The sequence below is a fragment of the Photobacterium pectinilyticum genome, from assembly GCF_024357955.1.
Taxonomy (GTDB): Bacteria; Pseudomonadota; Gammaproteobacteria; order Enterobacterales; family Vibrionaceae; genus Photobacterium; species Photobacterium pectinilyticum.
On the sequence record NZ_JANEYT010000050.1, the window covers coordinates 1 to 20456 of the forward strand.

A 20456-nucleotide genomic window follows, 5' to 3' on the forward strand; every position below is an offset into this window, starting at 1 on the left:
TTCATTGATAATTCTTTTGTTGACTATCATTTCACGAGTGCCCACACAGATTGCATGGTCAAATTGTTAAAGAACAAAATATCCAACTTATATCAACCTCTTAGCGAAGTTAACTCTCGTTGAACAGGGCAGCCATTCTATCCAAACAAACTTTTGTGTCAAACACTTTTTAAGTTTATTTTTTCTAGCTATTCCCTTACCGCTCGGTAGTGGGCTTTTCAGCGCCGCTCTCCGTGTCGGTGATGCGGCATTATAGAGAGAGAATAATTATTGGCAAGTATAAAAATAAAAATAAACACCAACCGAATAAAAAATACACTAGTGAGAAAAAGTGGATTATTTTTACGACAAAATATTCAATATATCTCGACCCGCCGCTTTCATTCTTTGCTTACTGGGCTGTAGACAAAGCACGGCAAGCTCCTGACAGGCCGAAATGAGATAGGCTTTTTTCAATCGGTTGTACTCAGCTTTTCCCGTCACCCAACGTAAATATCCCGCTAGAAGCGCTGTTGGGTGTTTACTGACCGTGGAACGGTGCTTGTTCAATATTAACTTCATCGCCTTAAGACGCTTATTGTGATCCCGGCTTATCGCATCCGCTCTATCCGAAATATAATGGCATAAATTAATACTGAGAACCCCAACGGCTCCTTTCTCTGCCATTTTTAGCCATAAGTCCCAATCAGAGGCCGATTTCAATTCAGCATCAAATCCCCCTACCTCAACCAAGGCCTGCTTGTTCACCATTACAGTACTGGTTCCTACCACATTTTCGGCAAAGAGTAATGGAGTGAAAACAGGGAAGACAGATACAGGCCCGGAACTGAGCTGTTTGTGAAAACGCGGCCAATAGTCAAAACATCCAATAATTGGCTGCCCCTCTTCGGTCATATGCATGTAATCGGTAAAGCTGAATATCAACTCAGGATTATGCTGATGGAGCGATAACTGCTGGGATAATTTGTTTTCTAACCAATAATCATCAGCATCAAGAAAGGCTATAAGTTCATTCGAGCAATGCTCAATACCATGGTTTCTTGCTTGCGACGCGCCAGATCGTTCAGTCATAAGTAACTTGATATCGGCTTGCTGTGCCAACCACTCCCGCGAACCGTCACTCGAACCATCATCAACCACAATGATTTCAACCGGTATATCTTGCATCCGGATACTCTCGATCGCCCTCGGTAAAGTTGGCAGGCAATTGTAATTGGGGATTACCACACTGACTTCTATTCCTGAGTTCATCACATCCACCTGTTAGTTGTCTTTGTCATTATCCCAATGCAATCCACACGCCAATACGTGTTGGCATCAATATTGGATAGTTAAAGTGAACAAGCAGAGCACTGCATATTGCACAGTGTGTTCAATCGGTAACCGTGAGGATAGAGTAATGAAGAAAATTGGTTATGTGATCCCCGTATTCCCAACGCTATCCGAAACATTTGTTGGGGTAGAAATAAGAGCGATGAAGGCGCTGGGACACTCGGTTCAGCCATACGCCTTTAGCCCAGGGCAATATTTCCAACCGGCGGATGAGGAACTTAAACAGCATTGCCGCTATCTTTCCTCTGCTCCCAAATACCCAATAACGGCGCTTGGAAATGTTTTTAGATGCCATGGTTTTCTCAAGCAGCAGCGCGGGTTTTCCTACCTGTCACTACTACGCCAAGGGTTACAACTGGCTCACCTGGCCAAGAAAGACAACTGCGAACACCTTCACGCCCACTTTGCTTGGCACAGCACCGCAACGGCAATCGTCGCGGCCAAACTACTCAATATCCCGGTATCTTTTGTTGGCCACGGTGCAGACATTTACGCCACACCGCAAGACATTTCCAGCAAGCTGCAAGCCGCTGATTTCATCTGTGCTGTTACCAAAGAAATGCAAATTGAACTGCAAGCTGCAACGGAGCGTCCAGTTTTGCATATACCCTGTGGCATTGATTCAACCCAATACCCGCCTCTAACGTCAGATTGGCACCCCAAAAAAGACTTTCTATTTATCGGACGATTGGTTGAGAAAAAGGGGCTAGACACCCTGATCACCGCATTAAGCCAATTGCCCCCTGACTCCTCCTTGGACATTGTCGGTGATGGCCCGCTATTACCTCAGTTACAACAGCAAGCCCACCAACAGGGGGTCGCGTCCCAAGTTCACTTTCTCGGCCGTAAAGAAGCAGCGTGGTACCGACAACATGCCAATGACTATAAAGCCTTGGTCGCTCCTTTCACTATCGCCCCCAACGGCGACAAAGACACCGGTCCGCTGGTTATCAAGGAAGCCATGGCGCTGGGACTACCGGTTATCACAACCGATCTGGCCGGTTGCAATGAAATCCTTGAAAACCAATATGGCCATCAGGTTCCGATGAATGATCACATGGCCTTGGCACAAGCGATGGCAGCTCACCGACTTGAGCCAGTCACCAAACTCACTGAGCTTCGAGAAAAAGCATTCAATCGAGTCATGGAGCATTTCACCGCCCTCTCTCAAGCCAAAAGGCTGTCAGCACAGGTGGACGCATTATGACTCCAGCCCTGACCATGGCGGTATACGCTGTTGGCTTGATCAGCAGCAAGCTTGTAGCATTATTTCTGCAGCCTTTTGTGACCCAATGGTTGGGGACCGAACAGTTTGGTCGGCTGGATGTACTTGTCGCCTTGGGCAGTTTACTGACATTGATCATGTCTTTTGGGATCAGTGATGCCATTTACCGTTTCGCCCATGAACAGCATGATCAAGACGCAATTTTCCGCAGTGCACTGGGGCTTCTGCTCACCATCGCAGGCGGGTTAACGATTGTCGCCCAGCTAACGGTACCTTGGTTGCAGCAAGCTCTACCCGGCGAACCGCCCTTATTTGCCTTACATTGTTTACTCACGACCCTGTTTCTCAACACCCTGTGCTGTGTCCCCCTGGCTATCTTGCGGATCCGCAATGAAGCCAAACTCTTTGTCACGGCGCAAATCGTATTCGCCCTTATTCAGGGCTTAGGCGTCATGCTGCTAGCCCCTCATTATGGCGTTGATGGGATAATGGCTGCCGGACTCGTCGCCCAGATAGTGCAAGTGATTGTCTTAGCCAAACACTTCCCATCCCCCAGATTGGGCCACATTAGACTTTTTTTACGATATGGCCGGGCGATTACCCTCTCGGGCATACTTAGCTTTGTGATTATCGGCGCTGAACGCTGGGCAATCGCAGACACATTAGGGCTGAGCCTATTGGCGCCGTACGCCGTCGCCATCCAGTGGGCGATTGCGGCAAGCTTGTTACTCGAACCTTTTGGCCTGTGGTGGTTTCCCAAACGCTTTGGCTTAATTAACACTGCAGAAGATCGCCAGCAAGCCGCGGAAATCAGTGTAATAGGCTGCCAATTAAGTTGTTTGGTCGCAGCTGGGATCATTACCATCGGTTCACGATTCTTACTTTGGTGGCTACCTGATGATTTTCACGCCAGTGCCGATATGCTGCCAATGCTCGGTATCATGGTGATGTTCAAACATGCCAGCACCTTGCTCAACATCGGTTGCTACCATCAGAAAGACGGCAAAAGCGTGGTGCTTATCGGCATATTCAGTGCTTGCTGCGCCTTGGGTATCTTATTCTTCATCCTTCCCGAGTATGGCCTTTTCGCATTTATTGGAGCAGGTATTGGGCTTCAACTGTTACGCCTAAGCTTGTTCTATTACTACAGCCAATACTATTTGCCCCTGCCCTATCCGCTAGGCCGACTTGCAACCAGCTATGGCCTGATAACTTTATTACTGACGGCTCATTATCAGCTGACCCCAGCCTACGAAGTTATATGCACTCTGCTGTTAATCAGTCAGATTGTCTGGCCTTGGGGAAAAGCAAAGCTTGCCCTGAGCCGGCAGAAGAAGCTTGATAATTCACTGAGAGCGGCAAAACACTATGAATAGGCTGAACCAGTGGCTCCTCGCCCTCACCAGCAGCGGACTGATATTCTTTTTCTGGATGTCTCAGGGCAACTTGGTGTTACTGGTAAGCCTGCTTTTTGCTCTGCCTTTTGTCATAAACCAGGCATTCCTCATTTGTGTTGGATTTATTATTTTTTCCTACTTCAGGATCCACGAAGCCTTTCCTCTATTAATGCCACTGAAGATCCCCCAGCTCTTAGCCTTGGCGAGCCTCGCCGGGCTTGGGTGGCAACTGTGGTTGCAAAGAGAGACCATCAATTGGCACAAGTTACAAACACTGTTCTTGCTGTTTAGCGCCTGGGTGTTGGTCTCTTGCCTTTGCGCAAGCAATCGTGGTGAAGCTTTTGCCAGTTTTAATGGCAACTTTATCAAAATCGTTATTATGGTTTTCGCTATTAGCTGGCTACCACAACGACTACCGCAGCTGAAAATAATCCCTTACCTTCTCTTGCTCAGTGGCCTATTAATCGGTGGGTTGGCTCTGTTCAACAAAGCCAATGGCATTGGCCTCGTCGAGGGAACTCGGGTCACCATAGGTAGGGATATCGGCTCGATGCTCGGCGATCCCAACGATCTGGCTTTGGTACTTCAATTCCCAGTCTCCTTTGCTATGGCTTACAGTTTCCACGGCCCCAAGTGGCAGCGAGCTTTATCCATCGTCGTACTGATTATCATGATCATGAGTGTACTCGCGACCCAAAGCCGCGGTGGATTATTGGGTATCGCCTGCGTGGTCTTCGCCATGGCCCTGATGAGAAGCAGATCGATTGTGTTACCAACCATCATCAGCGGGATCGGGTTATTGGCCTTGATGCTTCTTGCTGGGATCAGTGACCGCAGTTCAGGCGGAGCCGCTGAGTCGGGGATTGATGAATCAGCGATGGGACGAATTTATGCCTGGCAAGCCGCGTTCAACATGGCCGTCAGTAACCCATTCACAGGCGTCGGCCTCAACAACTTCTATTACAACTACTATTTTTATTCACCACACTGGGATGGCAAGAATCACGCAGTGCACAGTACCTGGCTCCAAATCCTCTCTGAAACCGGATTCGTAGGGTTGGTACTATTCCTGCTAATGGTTATTGGTGCCCTGCGTGTCAGTTACCAGCTTCTCAAGCGGCTTGAACATCATGAAATGAAGCCATTGGCACAAGGGCTATGGCTCGGAACCTTATCATTTTGTGTCAGTGGCACCTTCCTTACCCAAGGCACCACTTGGCCCCTGTACATTTTGATCGGGTTACTACTGGCTTTAGACAGGCTCACCCTGAATCAGGAGGTAAATTATGCGCGCACTCGTTAAGGCCCATCTGGCACCCAACCATTTCGCCATGTTGAAAAATGTCGTTCAACGACTACGTGGCAGCTATATACCTTGTATTCCGCTTTTGCATCATGGTTTGTATCACTTGCATTTAACTATAAAGGAAAGTCTTCATTGCATTTTGCAAAAAGGCTATTTCACCCCAATGTTTATCTCTCGTCTGGCTAACCGCCCCCGCCACTTGCACCTAGACTGTGGCATGCCGCAAATCCTCGGCCCATTAGATATTCATTTAGGTGAAGAATGTCGGCTATCAGGTATAGCAACATACTGCGGGCGGGCATGGGGGGAGGTTACCCCTCGGCTTATCGTAGGTAACAATGTCGATATCGGTTGGCAGAACACCCTAGCAGTCGGGCGAACTATTCGTATTGATGACAATGTCCGGCTTGCGGGTAAAGTTTTTCTCGCCGGGTTTCCCGGCCACCCGTTAGACCCTATAGCCCGTGCCCAAGGTAAACCGGATACCGAGCAGCAAATCGGGGATATTCATCTTTGTCGCAATGCTTGGCTGGGCACAGGCGTGATGGTAATGGCCGGAGTCACGATTGGGGAAGGTAGCGTGATCGCCGCCGGTAGCGTGGTGACTAAAGATATTCCCGCCGGAGTACTGGCTGGCGGCAATCCTGCGAAAGTCATTAAACAGTTGGAGTATTAACATGGAATTTCTCGTTTTCGGAGAAGACTGGGGCCGCCATCCCTCCAGCAGCCAGCATTTATTACAGGCTATCGGACAACAATATGATGTTCACTGGATTAACTCTATTGGCTTACGCCAGCCAACATTGAACCACCGAGACCTAAGACGGATGTGGGAAAAAGTGACGACGCGGGGCAGCAAAACTGACAAGGCGCAAAACACGCACACAGAGAAGCCCACCACTGTCATCAGGCCATTAGTGTGGCCAATGGCGCAACACGCACTTCTTAAAGCACTCAACAGCCACCTCTTGAAAAGGCAACTATCAAAGAAAACATACCAGCGTGTCGTATGGGCCGCACTGCCAAGTGCCGTCGATTACCTTGATATCTGTGATAGTGACTTGGTGGTTTATTATTGCGGGGATGACTTTACAGCGCTTGCAGGTGTGGATCATCAACTTGCCGCCCAAGCCGAGCAACGTCTTATTGCCCGCGCTGATGTCATTTTTGCCTGCAGCCCAGCCCTAAAGGCAAAGTTTCCCACCAACAAAACCGTTCTGCTACCACACGGTGTACATTTATCGCAATTTGCGAAACCTGCTACCCACCCAGAGGATATTGACCCATCCCGTCCTAGCATTGGCTTTTATGGCAGTCTGAATAACTGGCTGGATCAAACACTGATTATCAAACTGGCGAAAGCCCGGCCCCATATCAATTTCTATTTTATCGGCCGCCAAGATTGCGATACCGAACGACTGCGCCAACAACAAAACATCATCCTGCTCCCAGCCAAGCCCCACCACCAGCTAGCTCGCTACCTACAACACTGGACCATGGCTATCTTGCCCTTTATTGATAATGAACAGATCCGATCCTGCAACCCGCTAAAGCTGAGAGAATATTTGGCTGCGGGCTGTCCGGCGATCAGCAGTGCATTCCCGGCGACTACGCCCTACCGCTCTGTCATAACCACAGCCACCAGCACAACCGAATGGCTAAATGCGATCGACCAATACAGCCAATGGACACCTTCACAAAGACAGCATTATTCTCAGCGCGCTTACCAAACTGTTGCTGATGAGAGTTGGGAGTGCCGTGCCCTACAAGCCCTTGAGGTTATTGAACATAACTTATCCCGCTAAAGCCTAATCCTTACCCATGTCAATTATTTCAGACGCTAGATAACAATTTACCTAACTTCGGGCACTTTTTTTGCTACCAATAAATGAAGTAGCAAATTGAAAAGACCGAGGGGAAAATGAGAGAGATAATAATTGCCATCAGTTGCTTGTTAATTTTTGGCTGTGCGTCACAGCCAAAGCAAACAACCCTGACACTATTTTTCAGCCCGGAACAAGTCTCACTGACGGCAGAGCAACAACGCAAGATCAGTGACTTTCTGGCCGATAACCCCTATCACCAGCTTGCCGCCAAAGTGGCACCGGCAGATCTGGCTAACCCTTTTGATGCACTGCTGCAAAGTCAAAAGCGTATTCAAGCCGTCAGCAGCCTATCTAATAGCCAAAATATCCCCTTGCATCTGGAATATGCCCCTAACCAGACCGCCGATACCCTGATATTACAAAGGCAGTCCCCATGAGAGCCCAACTCTTTGCCAAGCTATACCCGCTACTGCAGGCTTTGTGGAATCATCGCTACCTGCTCTTACTGCCGATGCTTATCATGCCGCTACTCATGACTGCAGGCGGAGCGGTAAAGGCCAAGCGCTATTATGCCCAAACCACGATACTGGTGCAGGAGGCTGCAATGCTAAACCCGTTCCTGGAAGATTTATCTATCTCGATGAATCTGCAAAAGCGGATAAAAGCACTGCGGGTGTTGCTCCATAGTCAGTTTGTCCTCGAACAGGTTGCTATCGAACTCGAGCTAGCGCCAGCTCATAACCCAAGCCAAATAAGTGCCGTAGTCAACCAACTCAACAGCAACCTCAGCGTCAACTTGATCGGTAATGACTTGGTTCAATTGGGCTTGAATTGGCACACCCCTAAAGAGATGCCAGGGATCCTAAATAAGCTCTCCGAGTTGTTCCTCGATAAACTCCGCGCTCCCGGCCGCGCGTCGATAGACGGTTCCGAGCTTTTCCTTCAGCAACAGCTCGAATCAACCTTAATCGATTTGGAAAATGCCGAGAGTGCCTTGGCAACGTTTAAATCAGACAATGCCGGTAATTTACCGCAACTACAAGGAAGCCGGATCCAAAATGACGCCCAGATAAATACCCTGATCCAGGAAACCAGACTCGAGCTGCTCAACGCCCAAGCCAAACGGGATAACTTCTATAACCGTCTAGCCAGTACCAACCCGGTTGTCGGAATGCTCGAAACAGAAATAGTCAAAGCCGAAGCCGAGCTCGCCATACTCAGAGCCAGTTACACCGACCGCCACTCCTCGGTAAAAGCCGTCGTTCGTCAGCTAGATCGCCTGAAACAAGAGCGCGCACGACTTGTTGATCAACAACAATCACTCAATGCTCAGGAGGTTGGTCAGCTCTGGCAGCGCATTGCCAGTAACACCCAGCAACTCGATAACCCCAATCAGCCAATCCTGATCAGCCAATTCGAACAGCTACAACAGGCTGAAAGCCAAATTCAATCGCTTGAGGGAGAGCTTGAGCTATTGGAGTCCCAGGCGACACGCTTGCAAGATAAACGGGCCGAGTTTGCCCAGCTGGAAAAAGAGCTGACCGTGTTGCAGCGCAACTATGACGTTAAGGCCAAGATATACAACCAACTGCTCGAGCGTTATGAGATGGCCAAAGTCACCGGCCAACTCGGACGCTTCGAAGAGCCCGACAAACTCAAAATCATTGCTCGTCCCAGCATACCGAGCCAACCGCTAAATTGGCCTTGGTGGATCAACTTCACTATGGGCATCTTTGTCGGTTTGGGGCTAGGGTTGTCATTGGTTTGCGCCGTGCAATTGCTAGACACTCGTCTGTACCAAAGCGGGCAGATTGTCCGCTTAGCAAAAGCCCCAGTACTAATTCGCATTCCCCACTTTTCCGAGGAAACGTCATGACTACCACTACCTTGCAGGTTGTCCAGCACTTGAGTCCCGGCGGTATTGAACGGTTGGTACTCAACCTGGTGCGATTCGCTTCTCCTGATAATCAAGTATATGTTGTTGCACTAGAAGGCAATAAAGATCAGGCGATCGAACAATGGCCCGAGTTGGCACCGCTAGCAGAGCGGTTATATTTCCTCAATAAACCTCACGGTCGCGATATCAAAACCATTTTCAAATTACGACGGCTTATCCGCACATTGCAAGCCAAGGTGATTCACTCCCACCATTTAGGACCACTACTGTACAGTCGCGCAGCGAGCCTAGGGCTGAAAGGGATCACCCACATCCAAACCGAGCACGACAGCTGGCACCTTGAGGATCCTAAGCAGCGGCTACTCACCCGTAGCCTGCTGGCTGGAAGCAACATCCAGCTTGTCGCTGACGCTCCCCGCATTGCCGATCACCTAGAATCCCAAGGGATCTCTGCTGATCATGTGATAATCAATGGGATCGATACCCACCACTATGTGCCAGGCCAGGCTAATCAAGCAAGACATCACCTTCAGGTTCCTACCGATAAATTAATCATTGGTTGTGCTGGGCGCTTAGTGCGAGAAAAAGGGATTGATACCTTGCTAGAGGCATTGGCAGCATTGCCAGAGGTTTATCATGTCGTCGTCGCCGGTCACGGCCCTGAGCGCATTCAATTAGAACACCTGTCGCAGCAACTAGGACTTAGCGAGCGAGTTCATTGGCTGGGGCGATGTGACAATATGCTTAACTTCTACCATGCAATTGACCTGTTCTGTATGCCATCTCGCCAAGAGGGGCTTCCCCTTGCACTGCTTGAAGCCCAGGCCTGCGGCAAACCTGTTATTGCCTCCGATGTTGGCGGGATCCCCGACTTGATCTGTCCTCACAGCGGTCACTTGATCCCAGCAGAGCACCCCACTGTACTTGCCAAAGCCTTGCACGACAGACTTCGCACCCCCATCCATGATTGCCATCAAACCACCCAATATATTCGCCGCCTAGCCGATGTCCGGGAAATGACGGCCTCATATGAGTCGCTAGCTAACAGATAAGGGAAATCACCATGACTATCAGTTGGATTGTATTAATCGCGATGACCATAGTGATTGTCTATCACCACGTCATCTATACCGGGTTGATGATCTGGTTAAGCCGAAAAACACCCATAACTGCTGAGCAACCACCCGGAAACAGCGAGTCACCCTCTTGCGAACCGACAGGCTTACCCTCGATTGCGATTCTCATTCCCGCCCACAACGAAGCAGACTTTATCGAAGCCAAGCTTGCCAACCTATTGATGCTGGATTACCCACCCGAGAAGCTCTCTGTTTGGGTTTGCTGTGATGGTTGCAGTGACAACACTGCAGAGCTAGTCCTTGGATGGCAGGACAAATATGCCGAGTCTGGTATTCAGCTGGAGTGCATCGTTGAGACGGACAATAAAGGCAAAGTTGTGCGCATCAATCAGCTTCTCAGCTTGGTGAAAGACCAGGTCGACTTGATTGCGATGTCCGATGTCTCGGCGCTACTTTCGATTGATGCCCTAACTCACGCCGCAGATAGCTTTAGCGATCCGCAAGTCGGGGCGCTGACCTGTAACTACCTATTGGCCGAAGCCTCCAGTGGTGAACAGCAATACTGGCAATGGCAAAACTCGATTCGCCAAACCGAATCGAAGCTCGGCAGTGTTATGGGAGGCAACGGGGCCTTCTATATCGTCCGCGCACCACTATTTTCCTCTTTACCTGAAGATACCATCAATGATGACTTCATCCAGACGATGCTGGTGATCAAACAAGGCTACCAGGTTCAATTCAACCACTATATCAACAGCGTCGAGCTCTCTCCTTCCACCGAGCAAGATACCTATCAACGCCGGCAGCGGATCGGTGCCGGCAACCTGCAACAGTTGCTCCGCTGTCGCTTCGTGTTCCGCCATGGCCATGATGGCGCACGCTGGCTATTTACCTCAGGTAAAGCCCTGCGAACACTCATGCCATTCACCTTGCTCGGCTATTTCATCTTATCTTTGGCCTTGGCTATCCAAGGTTCAGGGCTTGCTCAACTCTTAACTGCCCTGCAAGTCACCGGATATTTATCAGCCACCTTGCCCCTGTTCGGCATCCACAACAAGCTGACTGATAAGCTGCACTATTTTGTCAGCGGTTATACCGCGTCATTGGTCGGTATGCTTCGTTACTGCATGGGTCACTTTCGCACAGGCTGGCGCCATCTCCCGCCTATATCAAGCTACCAGGCCCAGTCGACCCAACTGCTCAAGCGCATCAGTGATATCTTGCTGGCCACAACCGGTATGGTTTTGACCTTGCCACTCTGGCCGTTGATTGCCCTATTGATCAAACTGGACTCCCCAGGGCCTGTGTTCTACCGCCAAATGCGTGTGGGCAGGATCAGCGAGGAGCAAGTCGAGCTATTTGATGTCATTAAGTTTCGCTCCATGTCCCATAACGCAGAGTCAAAATCTGGCGCAACCTGGGCGCAACAGAATGACCCTCGCATTACCCGGATCGGCCACTTTCTCCGTGTCACCCGGCTGGATGAACTCCCCCAGTTTATCAATGTCATCAAAGGGGATATGGCGTTAATCGGCCCTCGGCCGGAACGGCCGGAGTTTTGTGGCACTTTGCAAAATGCATTGCCATTTTACCTTGAGCGAACGGCAGGGTTGAAGCCAGGGATCACAGGCCTAGCCCAAGTCAGCCAGGGCTATGACAGTGACCTAGAAGACGTGAAAAGCAAAATAGGCTTTGATCACGCTTATGCCTTAGCCCTTAGCTCACCATTACAATGGATCAAAATGGATCTGTTCATTATTTTCAAAACCATTTACATCATGGTGAGTAAACGCGGGCAATAGTTGGCACAGCACTTGTATTGATAGAGGAGGAACATCAACAACACAAAAGGCCAGTTATGAATCAAGCAGTAAATAACACCAATATCGGTCTGACACTTCAAAATGAATTTGACGCCCACCTAGCCAGACAGTTGGAGCCAGAGTTCAAAACACTCAGTCAGACTGATAATGATGAACTGATCATTGATATGACAGAAGTACAATTTATTGACTCCTGTGGAATTGGTGCCATTGTTTTCTTATACAAGCGCTTAAAAAGCCGAGGAAAAACATTACGCCTGCTCAATGTGAACGGCCAACCGCGCCAGCTGATGAAAATGTTAAGGATCGACAAGGTGATCCCTTTGATCACCTCAGCGGAGTTATGTTGATATGGGAAAATTATCAAGCTTGCTAATGATACTGCTGGCCAGTGGCTGTACCACCTGGCCTACCACCGGTGATACGCCATATGCTACGCCGGATGTTGATCAGTGGCATGAGCTTGAGCACCACAGTTTCGAACTCCAGCTGCTGGCAACCCGCGGAGCCAAGCTATGCCTGCCGGGGCAATACCAGCAGCTTACCAACCTCCATGATAAGGCAAATCAAGAAGCCAAGGCCGGATTCACCGACGATGCCGATATCACCTTACTTGCCTATCAAACTCAGTTTGCCAAAATACAGCGCCAGATGGACTGGCTAGAGCACCATACCGAATGCCTCGATACTCGCTATTCCGAGATACAGTTGCGGGATCAATTCCTACTATTAATGCGAGTTGATAACCAGTTCGCCTTTAACCGCACCAAATTACTGCCCGATTATCAAAATGCATTGCGTCGTGCCGCATCGATTCTAAAACGCCAAGATCATTGGCAGCTTCAACTGACCGGACATACCGACACCATTGGCACAGAGCAGAGCAATTACCAACTTGGTATGCGGCGCGCCGATATGGTCCGACGCTACCTTATTGAACAAGGGGTCGATGCCAACCAGATTTCAATTTTCAGTGCTGGTGAAAGAGAATCGTTTGAAGACCCAAGTTCAAGAACACAACGTCTTAGCAACCGGAAAGTCGATGCCAGAGTACTGGTCGACCACCACACCCGGGCACCACATCGGATATATTCACTCAGTGACTGGCATGCCGTTAAAGAGCAGCTAAGCTCGGGTTCGCTATGAGCAGGATGCTACTGATTTTTTTCCTCATCATTATCCCGCCGGCCTGGGGAGCAAATCTGACACCTGGAGACCGAGTATTTCTCCAGCTTCCGGGAGAGAGTGATTTCGATGAGCCGTTTACCATCGACGATCAAGGACAAATCAGGCTCCCGGAAGTCGGCTTGGTGCCAATTGCCGGCTTGAGCCTTCCCCAGGCCGAGGAGCGATTACGCGAACGACTTACAACGATTTACCGCAACCTCGACGAATTCAAACTCAGTATTCTTGAGCAAGTCTTGCGGGTACAAGTCCTTGGCTATGTCGAGGAGCCCGGCATGATTTCGCTCAAACCCGGTGCCAATGTCCAGATGGCGATATCCGCGGCAGGCGGTGCCCGACCCGGAGCACAATTAGATCAATTCAAACTGCTCCGAGATGGCCGCTCCCAACAATTCAATTACAAAGCTTATCTCGACGCTGGCGATCCAGACAAGCTTCCGGCTTTACAAGGTGGTGATACCATCTTTGTCCCGACGTCACCGCTGCTCGGCAACGTCGAAGTTGATTTTGACGCCGCTTCGCTAACAAAGGGGGGAGATGCCAATGAAGAGCAAGGGATCACCATATTTGGTGAATTGCGCAATCCAGGAACCTTCAGTTTCAAACCGGGTATGACGGTAGTCGATGCCTTGATGCGTGCGGAGGGCGTCACCCGCTATGCTGATGTGACAAAAATTCGAGTGATCACCGATAACACCCCCTACCTTTTTGATCTCAAAGCCTACCTAGATACAGGCGTAATGAAGGATTTGCCGCCGGTGAAACCCGGCACTACCATCTTTGCCCCAATAGAAGTCGAAGATATCAATACCACGTCTCGTACTGTCTATGTCATGGGTGAGGTCAAAGCGCCTGGCGCCTACGAAAGCTCGCCCGGAACCGGTTTCATCGATGTGCTGGCCAATGCGGGAGGTCCAACTCGATTTGCTGATACCACTCAAATAAAGCTACTTAGCAATACAAAAGCTTCAATGACAATCAACCTTGTCAAATATACCCAAGCACCGGCTCTGTACCCTTTGCCTGACATGGTGCCGGGCGATGTCATCTTCATTCCGGAAAAAATCGACGTCAACGAAAAATCGTGGCTCAAGGTGACCAACGATCGCGCCATCAAAATTATCGGTGCAGTCAATAACCCCGGACGCTTTGAGTGGAATGACACCATGGGTTTTATGGATCTGTTGGCCCATGCCGGCGGCCCGAAACAACAGACGAACCTGTCGAACATACGTATTGTGCGCGAGAATGCCAAGGCGGATGAGCAAAGGGTCACCTTCTTCGACTTTCTAGCATTCACCAAGCAAGGCAAACCCCAAAGTCAACTGCCGCAGCTACAAGCGGGTGACACCATCATCTTTGATGAGCTACCTCACGACCCAACCGATAACAAAGCCAGCTGGTTGCGTCAGTCAGCACAAGACTCTATCTACATTTTCGGCCAAGTCGGTGCCCCAGGGCGATACGCCTTCAACAGCGAACAAGGATTCCTTGATATTCTCTCCGCCGCTGATGGGCCGACCGGTGAAGCCGATATCCAAGAAGTACTGATCACTCATCGTAATGGTGAAACCACCAAGGTGACCCGATTCAACCTTGCTCGCTACTTCAAAACCGGTAATGAATCCTTGCTGCCCAAAGTGGTTGCCGGTGATGTCATCTTCATACCACAGGTCGATATGGTTGCCGATACCGAGGCTATCAAAGTCATAGGGGCAGTAAAATCTCCCGGCCGCTTCAACTGGAATGTCAGCATGACCTTCCTGGACGTGTTAGCTCTATCTGGCGGGCCGCTGCAACAGGCAAACATCACCAATATTCGGATCATTAAAGAAAACCGCCAATCACAAGATAATGTGTTGTACTTTGATTTGGATAACTTTATCAATGAAGGTGGGAGCTTTACCGCCCTACCCCGACTGGCTGCCGGTGATACCATCGTCATCGACGAGCTGCCCCACGACCCGACTGACAACAAATCCAGCTGGATCCGCCAATCCGCCGATGATTCAATTTATGTCTTTGGCCAAGTCGGCGCACCGGGACGCTATGCCTTCAATCGCGAGCTGGGCTTCCTTGATATCCTTTCTGCAGCCGACGGCCCCAATGGCGATGCCGATCTACGCCAAATTCGTATCAGCCACCGTAATGACAGTACAGCCCGAGTCACCCGTCTCAATCTATCGATGTATTTCGATACGGGTGACGAAACCTTGCTGCCCGAGATCGTTCCCGGTGACGTTATCTATGTGCCTAAACTGGAAGGAAACTGGCTCGATAAGCCGGCAGAGCAAGTCGTCCGACTCATGGGCTCTGTCAACAAACCCGGTCGTTACCCGTTCAACAACCAAATGAACATCCTCGATTTGCTGGCCGAAGCCGGAGGCCCTTCTGACAGTGCTTATATCGAGCGGATCATGATAGTGAATACATCATGTTGCGGCGATAAAGCCCAAACATTCAACCTGCGCGACTACGTCATCGATCCGGCCAGTTACCCCCTACCGCTTTTGCGGCCTGGCGATACTGTTTATGTCCCCAACCTCAATGATTCCGTCGGCGAGCAATGGCGTAAGGGCCTGAGGGATGTACTGGGGATCGTTACCTTGATAGCCCTAGGAGCAGCATTATGAAACCTTGGCTTAGTGGAGAATATGATCAACTTTTTCACCAGATCCATCAACGTAATGCCCGGGTGATCACCTTGGCTGGCGCATCAAGCCAGTGCGGGACATCAACCCACTGTAACTGGTTAGCACGCCGCTGCGCCGAAGATCACAAAGTATTGTTGGTCGATCTTGATCTGGCGGGTTCAGGACAAGGCTATTCCTCTCGGCCTTGGTGTAGTAATGGCGAAGGAGAATCGGAGGCGATACTCCAACTGACAGAGCAACTAGACTTGCTCCCACGCCCAAGTAAAGAGCAAACCATCTTGGAACTGCGCCAACCGAATACCTTTCAGCAAGCACTTGAGCGCTGGAAGCAGGATTACCACTATATCCTTTGCGATGTCGGTACCATGACCAACACCAATTGGCGAAACCTGCCGATCAATGCGCTTAGTCATGCCAGTGATGCAACCATCCTCTGCCTCGCTGCCGCTCAGACGACTGAAAGTGAATTACTGACCTGTGTCAGCAAACTTGAGCAAAATGGTATTACCTTACTAGGCACATTAATCAATGATAAGACCAACCCATCATTAGCCGAAGAAATCATCCGGGTATTAAACGGCAAGGCGCGATGGATACCGCTTAGCCTCAAACGAAAACTGGTCGACTACCTGCAAAGTAGCCCGCTATTACAAGGCAAATACCAATAGCAAGGCCACATACCGTACCAAGGATGACACCACATGAATCAAGTTCTGTTTCACCGTCAGTTTAATCTTAGCTACGAAAGCCTTGCCCACATCCGCCGAGTACTGGATGACAGAGCTTCGGCACTGCAGTTAAGTCCCGACTTGATTCAAAGTATCAAGTTAGTCTGCAGTGAATACTGCGCCAACTTACTTGATCACCAACAAATACCAGCGACTCTGTGTACCATCAGCTATGGTAAGTTTGCGGGTCAATACCGGTTCGCCATTAGCGATAATGGCTCACCTTGGCCCGCACAAACCCAGCATTTATCCGATGCGGTATTACCGGACCTACCGTGTGAATCAGGAATGGGACTTGCCATCATAAGGGCAACATTCCCTGACTTTAGTTATCAAATCTTGCCTGATCACAACAAAATAGAGTTTACCCTTCCACTGCAATCCGTCAGAAAGCACCTTGTTATTGTCGATGACAGTCGTAGCCAACTCACCATGCTGACCAGTTACCTAGAACAAAGCTATCAACTTTCCATTTTCAGCCAAGCTGATGATGCGCTAAAATGGCTGCAAACCAACCACTGCGACTTGGTCCTCACCGACCTATGGATGCCTAATATCAACGGGTTGGAATTCCGCCGGCAGGTTGGACACCTCCGCCACCACCGCTTGTTACCCTTCATCTTTCTCTCTGGTGATACCGAGTCGGATACCATGACGGCCGTCACCCAATCAGGTATAGATGACTTTCTGGCCAAACCCATCAACAAACAGCATCTGCTGCAGGTATTAGATCGAGTACTCAAACGTCACCATCACTTACTCGATGCATTTGAAGACAACTTGCTGCAGAGACTCGAGCATGCCCCCACTCCAGGGGTGAAGCAGCAAACATCAATAACAGTTGGGAATTTCAACATCCACCTCAGCCGAGAGCCTGAGATCAGCGGTGACTTTTTTATTCATCAGAGATTGGCAGATGGAGCTGAAATGGTGATCCTTGGCGACTTAATGGGGCATGGCATCGTCGCAAAAGCCAATGGCGGGATTTGTTACGGCTTAATCCAAGGTCTACTGCTCAACCCAGACCAAACACCAGCGCAATTATGCGATCGACTCAACCAGCACCTCTACCAAGCCCAGTCCAACAACCTAGTGTGCTTGCTTGTTATTCACCTCACAGCACGAAATACCGTTACTCTATACAACGCAGGAATGCCAAAACCCATTCTTTGTGATGCTTCCTCCTGCCTGCACATAGACGAGACAATCGGATTATTAGGACTATTTGACAACCTGCAAATGGAAAGCTGCCAGCTAACGTTGAATGCAGGTAATAGCCTACATGTTTACAGTGATGGCTTGCTGGAGGCTGAGCTACCCGAGCATGAGAAAAAGAACATGACCCGCATGTCCATTGAAGAGCGCCATCAGTACCTGTGGCAACGCGATCCTGACAACCATGAAGATGACCGCACCTTGGTTACCCTAAGTTGCAACCATTGACGGAAGGGGTAAAACGCATTAAACAAATCTGTATAAGTTGATGTTATGGGGATTATTAGGCTAAGCGATAGATCTGAGCCAGTTGCTGCCAACATGCCTCACCACTGAAGTGCTTTTTTACCCATTGCTGTTGACGCTGTGATAACTGCAGCCATTGGTCGTTACCGGCACGATCGAGTTCAATAACCATCTGACTGAGTAACGGCCAGTCGCTTTCTGCGGTTAAACACCTCTCATCGAGCAATGATGGCATCTCACCGACATCTGTCGATAACACCACTACACCATGCGACATGGCCTCAAGGGCGGCCATCGGCATGCCTTCGGCACGCGATGGAATAAGCAGCACATCCAGCGTCTGCCAATAAGGAGTCATTGAGGATACGGAGCCATGCCACGTCAGTGCCTCACCGTCCAACAAATGGGCTTGTTCGCCATCCCCGAAAACATGACATTCACTATCCGGCAATTGCTGGCTGAGTGAAACAAAACGATCGATCGCTTTTTCATGGCTAAGTCGCCCGACAAACCCCACTTGCAGAGTTGTATGGCGTTCTCGCTTTATCATTTCCTTTTTGCAACGAACAAAATTGCGTACTAATTCGCAACGAAATGGCTGTTGTTGCCTGATTTTATCGCTAACAGCAAGGTTATAGGAAAGACAGGCAGTATAACGATTGAGCCACTCATAGCAGGCCAGTTTGCCCGATACCGATTCTCCGGCATGAAAGGTCGTCACGAGATGAAAAGAAGATAACAATGAACATATGCGCGAAATGATCGAGGCTTTATAGCCGTGGGCATGAATAACATCACAGGCCTTTAAATGACGAAAAAAGCCAATAACGGATGAATCGGAGAGGAAGCGGTAGGGTATATGCCGAATATTGAGTTGATTGTATTGTGGGTGCTCTGTGTACCGCTGAAGAAAAACAACCTCAACATCGGTCTGTTTCGATTGAAGCAACACGGCCAATTGCTGGATATGACTTTCAATGCCACCAAAGCCGGAGCTGTCGACAAACAGGTAAATCATACATTCGCTTCCTTGTTTTTAGGGACAACAAGAAAAACTATGCAAAAAAAAAGCCGAGTCTAAGACTCGGCCTCTTCTTATTTAACGCGCTATTGCTTATTCAGCAGCAGCTTCTTCCTGAGCTTCAGGACGATCTACTAGCTCGATATAAGCCATAGGGGCTTTATCGCCAGCACGGAAACCGCATTTCATAATGCGAGTGTAACCGCCTGGACGCTGAGCAAAACGTGGGCCCAGTTCGTTAAATAGTTTCGCAACAACTTCGTTATCACGAGTACGTGCGAATGCAAGACGACGGTTAGCAACACTGTCGGTCTTAGCTAGGGTAATCAATGGCTCAATTACGCGACGCAGCTCTTTTGCCTTAGGCACGGTAGTCTTGATAAGCTCGTGACGTACCAGAGAGCCAGCCATGTTGCTGAACATCGCTTTGCGATGGCTGCTGTTGCGGTTGAGTTGACGACCACTCTTACGATGGCGCATGACCTAATCCTTCTAACTAGATATCAGTAACTATTAATCTTCAGCAATTGATGCTGGCGGCCAGTTTTCTAAGCGCATGCCTAGAGAAAGACCACGTGATGCCAGCACGTCTTTGATTTCTGTCAAAGACTTCTTACCAAGGTTTGGAGTCTTAAGAAGCTCTACCTCAGTACGCTGAACGAGATCACCGATGTAGTGGATCGCTTCTGCTTTTAGACAGTTAGCAGAGCGAACAGTTAGTTCAAGATCGTCTACAGGACGCAGTAGGATCGGATCGAACTCCGGCTTCTCTTCTTTCTCTTCAGGAACACGTACATCACGAAGATCTACGAATGCATCCAGTTGCTCAGCTAGGATAGTAGCTGCACGACGGATAGCTTCCTCAGGATCAAGTGTACCATTTGTCTCCATATCGATAACTAGCTTATCAAGGTCAGTACGTTGTTCTACACGTGCTGCCTCAACGGCGTATGCGATACGGTCAACTGGGCTGAAAGTTGCATCAACTAGCAGACGACCAATTGGGCGCTCATCTTCTTCAGTGTGAATACGAGCAGACGCTGGTACATAGCCACGACCACGCTCTACCTTGATGCGCATGCTGATATCAGCATGATCATCAGTTAAATGGCAGATTACGTGCTCTGGGTTCGCAATCTCAACATCACCGTCGTGGGTGATGTCACCTGCAACAACAGGGCCTGCACCAGATTTAGTCAGAGTAAGGATAACTTCGTCTTTACCCTCAACCTTAACGGCTAGACCTTTAAGGTTTAGAAGGATCTCAAGAATGTCTTCCTGTACTCCTTCTTTGGTGCTGTACTCGTGTAACACACCGTCGATTTCTACTTCAGTTACGGCACAACCCGGCATTGAAGATAGAAGAATGCGACGTAGAGCGTTACCAAGAGTGTGGCCGAAACCACGCTCAAGCGGCTCAAGAGTTACTTTTGCATGCGTCGTGTTAACTTGTTCAATATCAACAAGACGTGGCTTAAGAAATTCTGTTACAGAACCCTGCATTGTGTCCTCTCTTAACTATAGC

At 49.4% G+C, this 20456-nt stretch carries 18 protein-coding genes; 14 read left to right on the forward strand and 4 right to left on the reverse strand.

Annotation, left to right across the window (positions count from 1 at the left end; all coding sequences use genetic code 11):
• Nucleotides 1-342: 342 nt before the first annotated feature.
• Complete coding sequence (locus NHN17_RS17875) at nucleotides 343-1251, reverse strand: glycosyltransferase family 2 protein (RefSeq protein ID WP_255044022.1); 909 nt, start codon at nucleotides 1249-1251, stop codon at nucleotides 343-345.
• A 148-nt stretch (nucleotides 1252-1399) separates the two neighbouring features.
• On the opposite strand from NHN17_RS17875, the gene NHN17_RS17880 reads away from it, so the two are divergent.
• From NHN17_RS17880 to NHN17_RS17945, 14 genes are all read left to right on the forward strand, one after another.
• Entirely contained in the window at nucleotides 1400-2539 is a 1140-nt protein-coding gene (locus NHN17_RS17880) for a glycosyltransferase (protein WP_255044023.1), read from the forward strand.
• Complete coding sequence (locus NHN17_RS17885; RefSeq protein WP_255044024.1) at nucleotides 2536-3933, forward strand: lipopolysaccharide biosynthesis protein; 1398 nt, start codon at nucleotides 2536-2538, stop codon at nucleotides 3931-3933. Before NHN17_RS17880 ends, NHN17_RS17885 begins: the two co-directional genes overlap by 4 nt.
• On the forward strand, nucleotides 3926-5257 hold the full coding sequence (locus NHN17_RS17890; RefSeq protein WP_255044025.1) for an O-antigen ligase family protein: 1332 nt from the start codon (nucleotides 3926-3928) through the stop codon (nucleotides 5255-5257). The genes NHN17_RS17885 and NHN17_RS17890 overlap by 8 nt, the downstream gene beginning before the upstream one ends.
• Nucleotides 5241-5936: an acyltransferase gene (locus NHN17_RS17895; protein WP_255044026.1), complete on the forward strand. Its 696-nt coding sequence runs from the start codon at nucleotides 5241-5243 to the stop codon at nucleotides 5934-5936. Before NHN17_RS17890 ends, NHN17_RS17895 begins: the two co-directional genes overlap by 17 nt.
• A gap of 1 nt (nucleotide 5937) precedes the next feature.
• Nucleotides 5938-7065, forward strand: coding sequence for a glycosyltransferase family protein (locus NHN17_RS17900; protein ID WP_255044027.1), 1128 nt, complete (start codon nucleotides 5938-5940; stop codon nucleotides 7063-7065).
• A 116-nt stretch (nucleotides 7066-7181) separates the two neighbouring features.
• Nucleotides 7182-7523, forward strand: coding sequence for a hypothetical protein (locus NHN17_RS17905; RefSeq protein ID WP_255044028.1), 342 nt, complete (start codon nucleotides 7182-7184; stop codon nucleotides 7521-7523).
• Entirely contained in the window at nucleotides 7520-8962 is a 1443-nt protein-coding gene (locus NHN17_RS17910; RefSeq protein WP_255044029.1) for a sugar transporter, read from the forward strand. The genes NHN17_RS17905 and NHN17_RS17910 overlap by 4 nt, the downstream gene beginning before the upstream one ends.
• Complete coding sequence (locus tag NHN17_RS17915) at nucleotides 8959-10035, forward strand: glycosyltransferase (RefSeq protein WP_255044030.1); 1077 nt, start codon at nucleotides 8959-8961, stop codon at nucleotides 10033-10035. Before NHN17_RS17910 ends, NHN17_RS17915 begins: the two co-directional genes overlap by 4 nt.
• An 11-nt stretch (nucleotides 10036-10046) precedes the next feature.
• Entirely contained in the window at nucleotides 10047-11861 is a 1815-nt protein-coding gene (locus NHN17_RS17920; protein WP_255044031.1) for a sugar transferase, read from the forward strand.
• Nucleotides 11862-11917: 56 nt separating this feature from the next.
• On the forward strand, nucleotides 11918-12232 hold the full coding sequence (locus NHN17_RS17925; protein WP_255044032.1) for an STAS domain-containing protein: 315 nt from the start codon (nucleotides 11918-11920) through the stop codon (nucleotides 12230-12232).
• A gap of 1 nt (nucleotide 12233) precedes the next feature.
• Nucleotides 12234-13028 carry an OmpA family protein gene (locus NHN17_RS17930; RefSeq protein WP_255044033.1) on the forward strand — a complete coding sequence of 265 codons (795 nt, stop codon included), beginning with the start codon at nucleotides 12234-12236 and terminating at the stop codon, nucleotides 13026-13028.
• Nucleotides 13025-15700 carry an SLBB domain-containing protein gene (locus tag NHN17_RS17935; RefSeq protein ID WP_255044034.1) on the forward strand — a complete coding sequence of 892 codons (2676 nt, stop codon included), beginning with the start codon at nucleotides 13025-13027 and terminating at the stop codon, nucleotides 15698-15700. Before NHN17_RS17930 ends, NHN17_RS17935 begins: the two co-directional genes overlap by 4 nt.
• Complete coding sequence (locus tag NHN17_RS17940; protein ID WP_255044035.1) at nucleotides 15697-16389, forward strand: P-loop NTPase family protein; 693 nt, start codon at nucleotides 15697-15699, stop codon at nucleotides 16387-16389. Before NHN17_RS17935 ends, NHN17_RS17940 begins: the two co-directional genes overlap by 4 nt.
• 33 nt (nucleotides 16390-16422) lie before the next feature.
• Nucleotides 16423-17892 carry a response regulator gene (locus NHN17_RS17945; RefSeq protein WP_255044036.1) on the forward strand — a complete coding sequence of 490 codons (1470 nt, stop codon included), beginning with the start codon at nucleotides 16423-16425 and terminating at the stop codon, nucleotides 17890-17892.
• Nucleotides 17893-17947: 55 nt separating this feature from the next.
• Here NHN17_RS17945 and NHN17_RS17950 read toward each other — a convergent pair whose 3' ends face one another.
• The 3 genes from NHN17_RS17950 to NHN17_RS17960 all read right to left on the reverse strand — a co-directional run bounded on the left by NHN17_RS17950 (nucleotide 17948) and on the right by NHN17_RS17960 (nucleotide 20434).
• A complete protein-coding gene (locus NHN17_RS17950) occupies nucleotides 17948-18928 on the reverse strand; it encodes a glycosyltransferase family 4 protein (RefSeq protein ID WP_255044037.1) in 981 nt (326 codons plus the stop codon).
• A gap of 96 nt (nucleotides 18929-19024) precedes the next feature.
• On the reverse strand, nucleotides 19025-19411 hold the full coding sequence (rplQ, locus tag NHN17_RS17955) for a 50S ribosomal protein L17 (RefSeq protein WP_107349872.1): 387 nt from the start codon (nucleotides 19409-19411) through the stop codon (nucleotides 19025-19027).
• Between the two features lie 33 nt (nucleotides 19412-19444).
• The gene (locus tag NHN17_RS17960; RefSeq protein WP_255044038.1) at nucleotides 19445-20434 is read right to left on the reverse strand and encodes a DNA-directed RNA polymerase subunit alpha; all 990 of its coding nucleotides are present in this window, start codon (nucleotides 20432-20434) and stop codon (nucleotides 19445-19447) included.
• Between the last annotated feature and the right edge of the window lie 22 nt (nucleotides 20435-20456).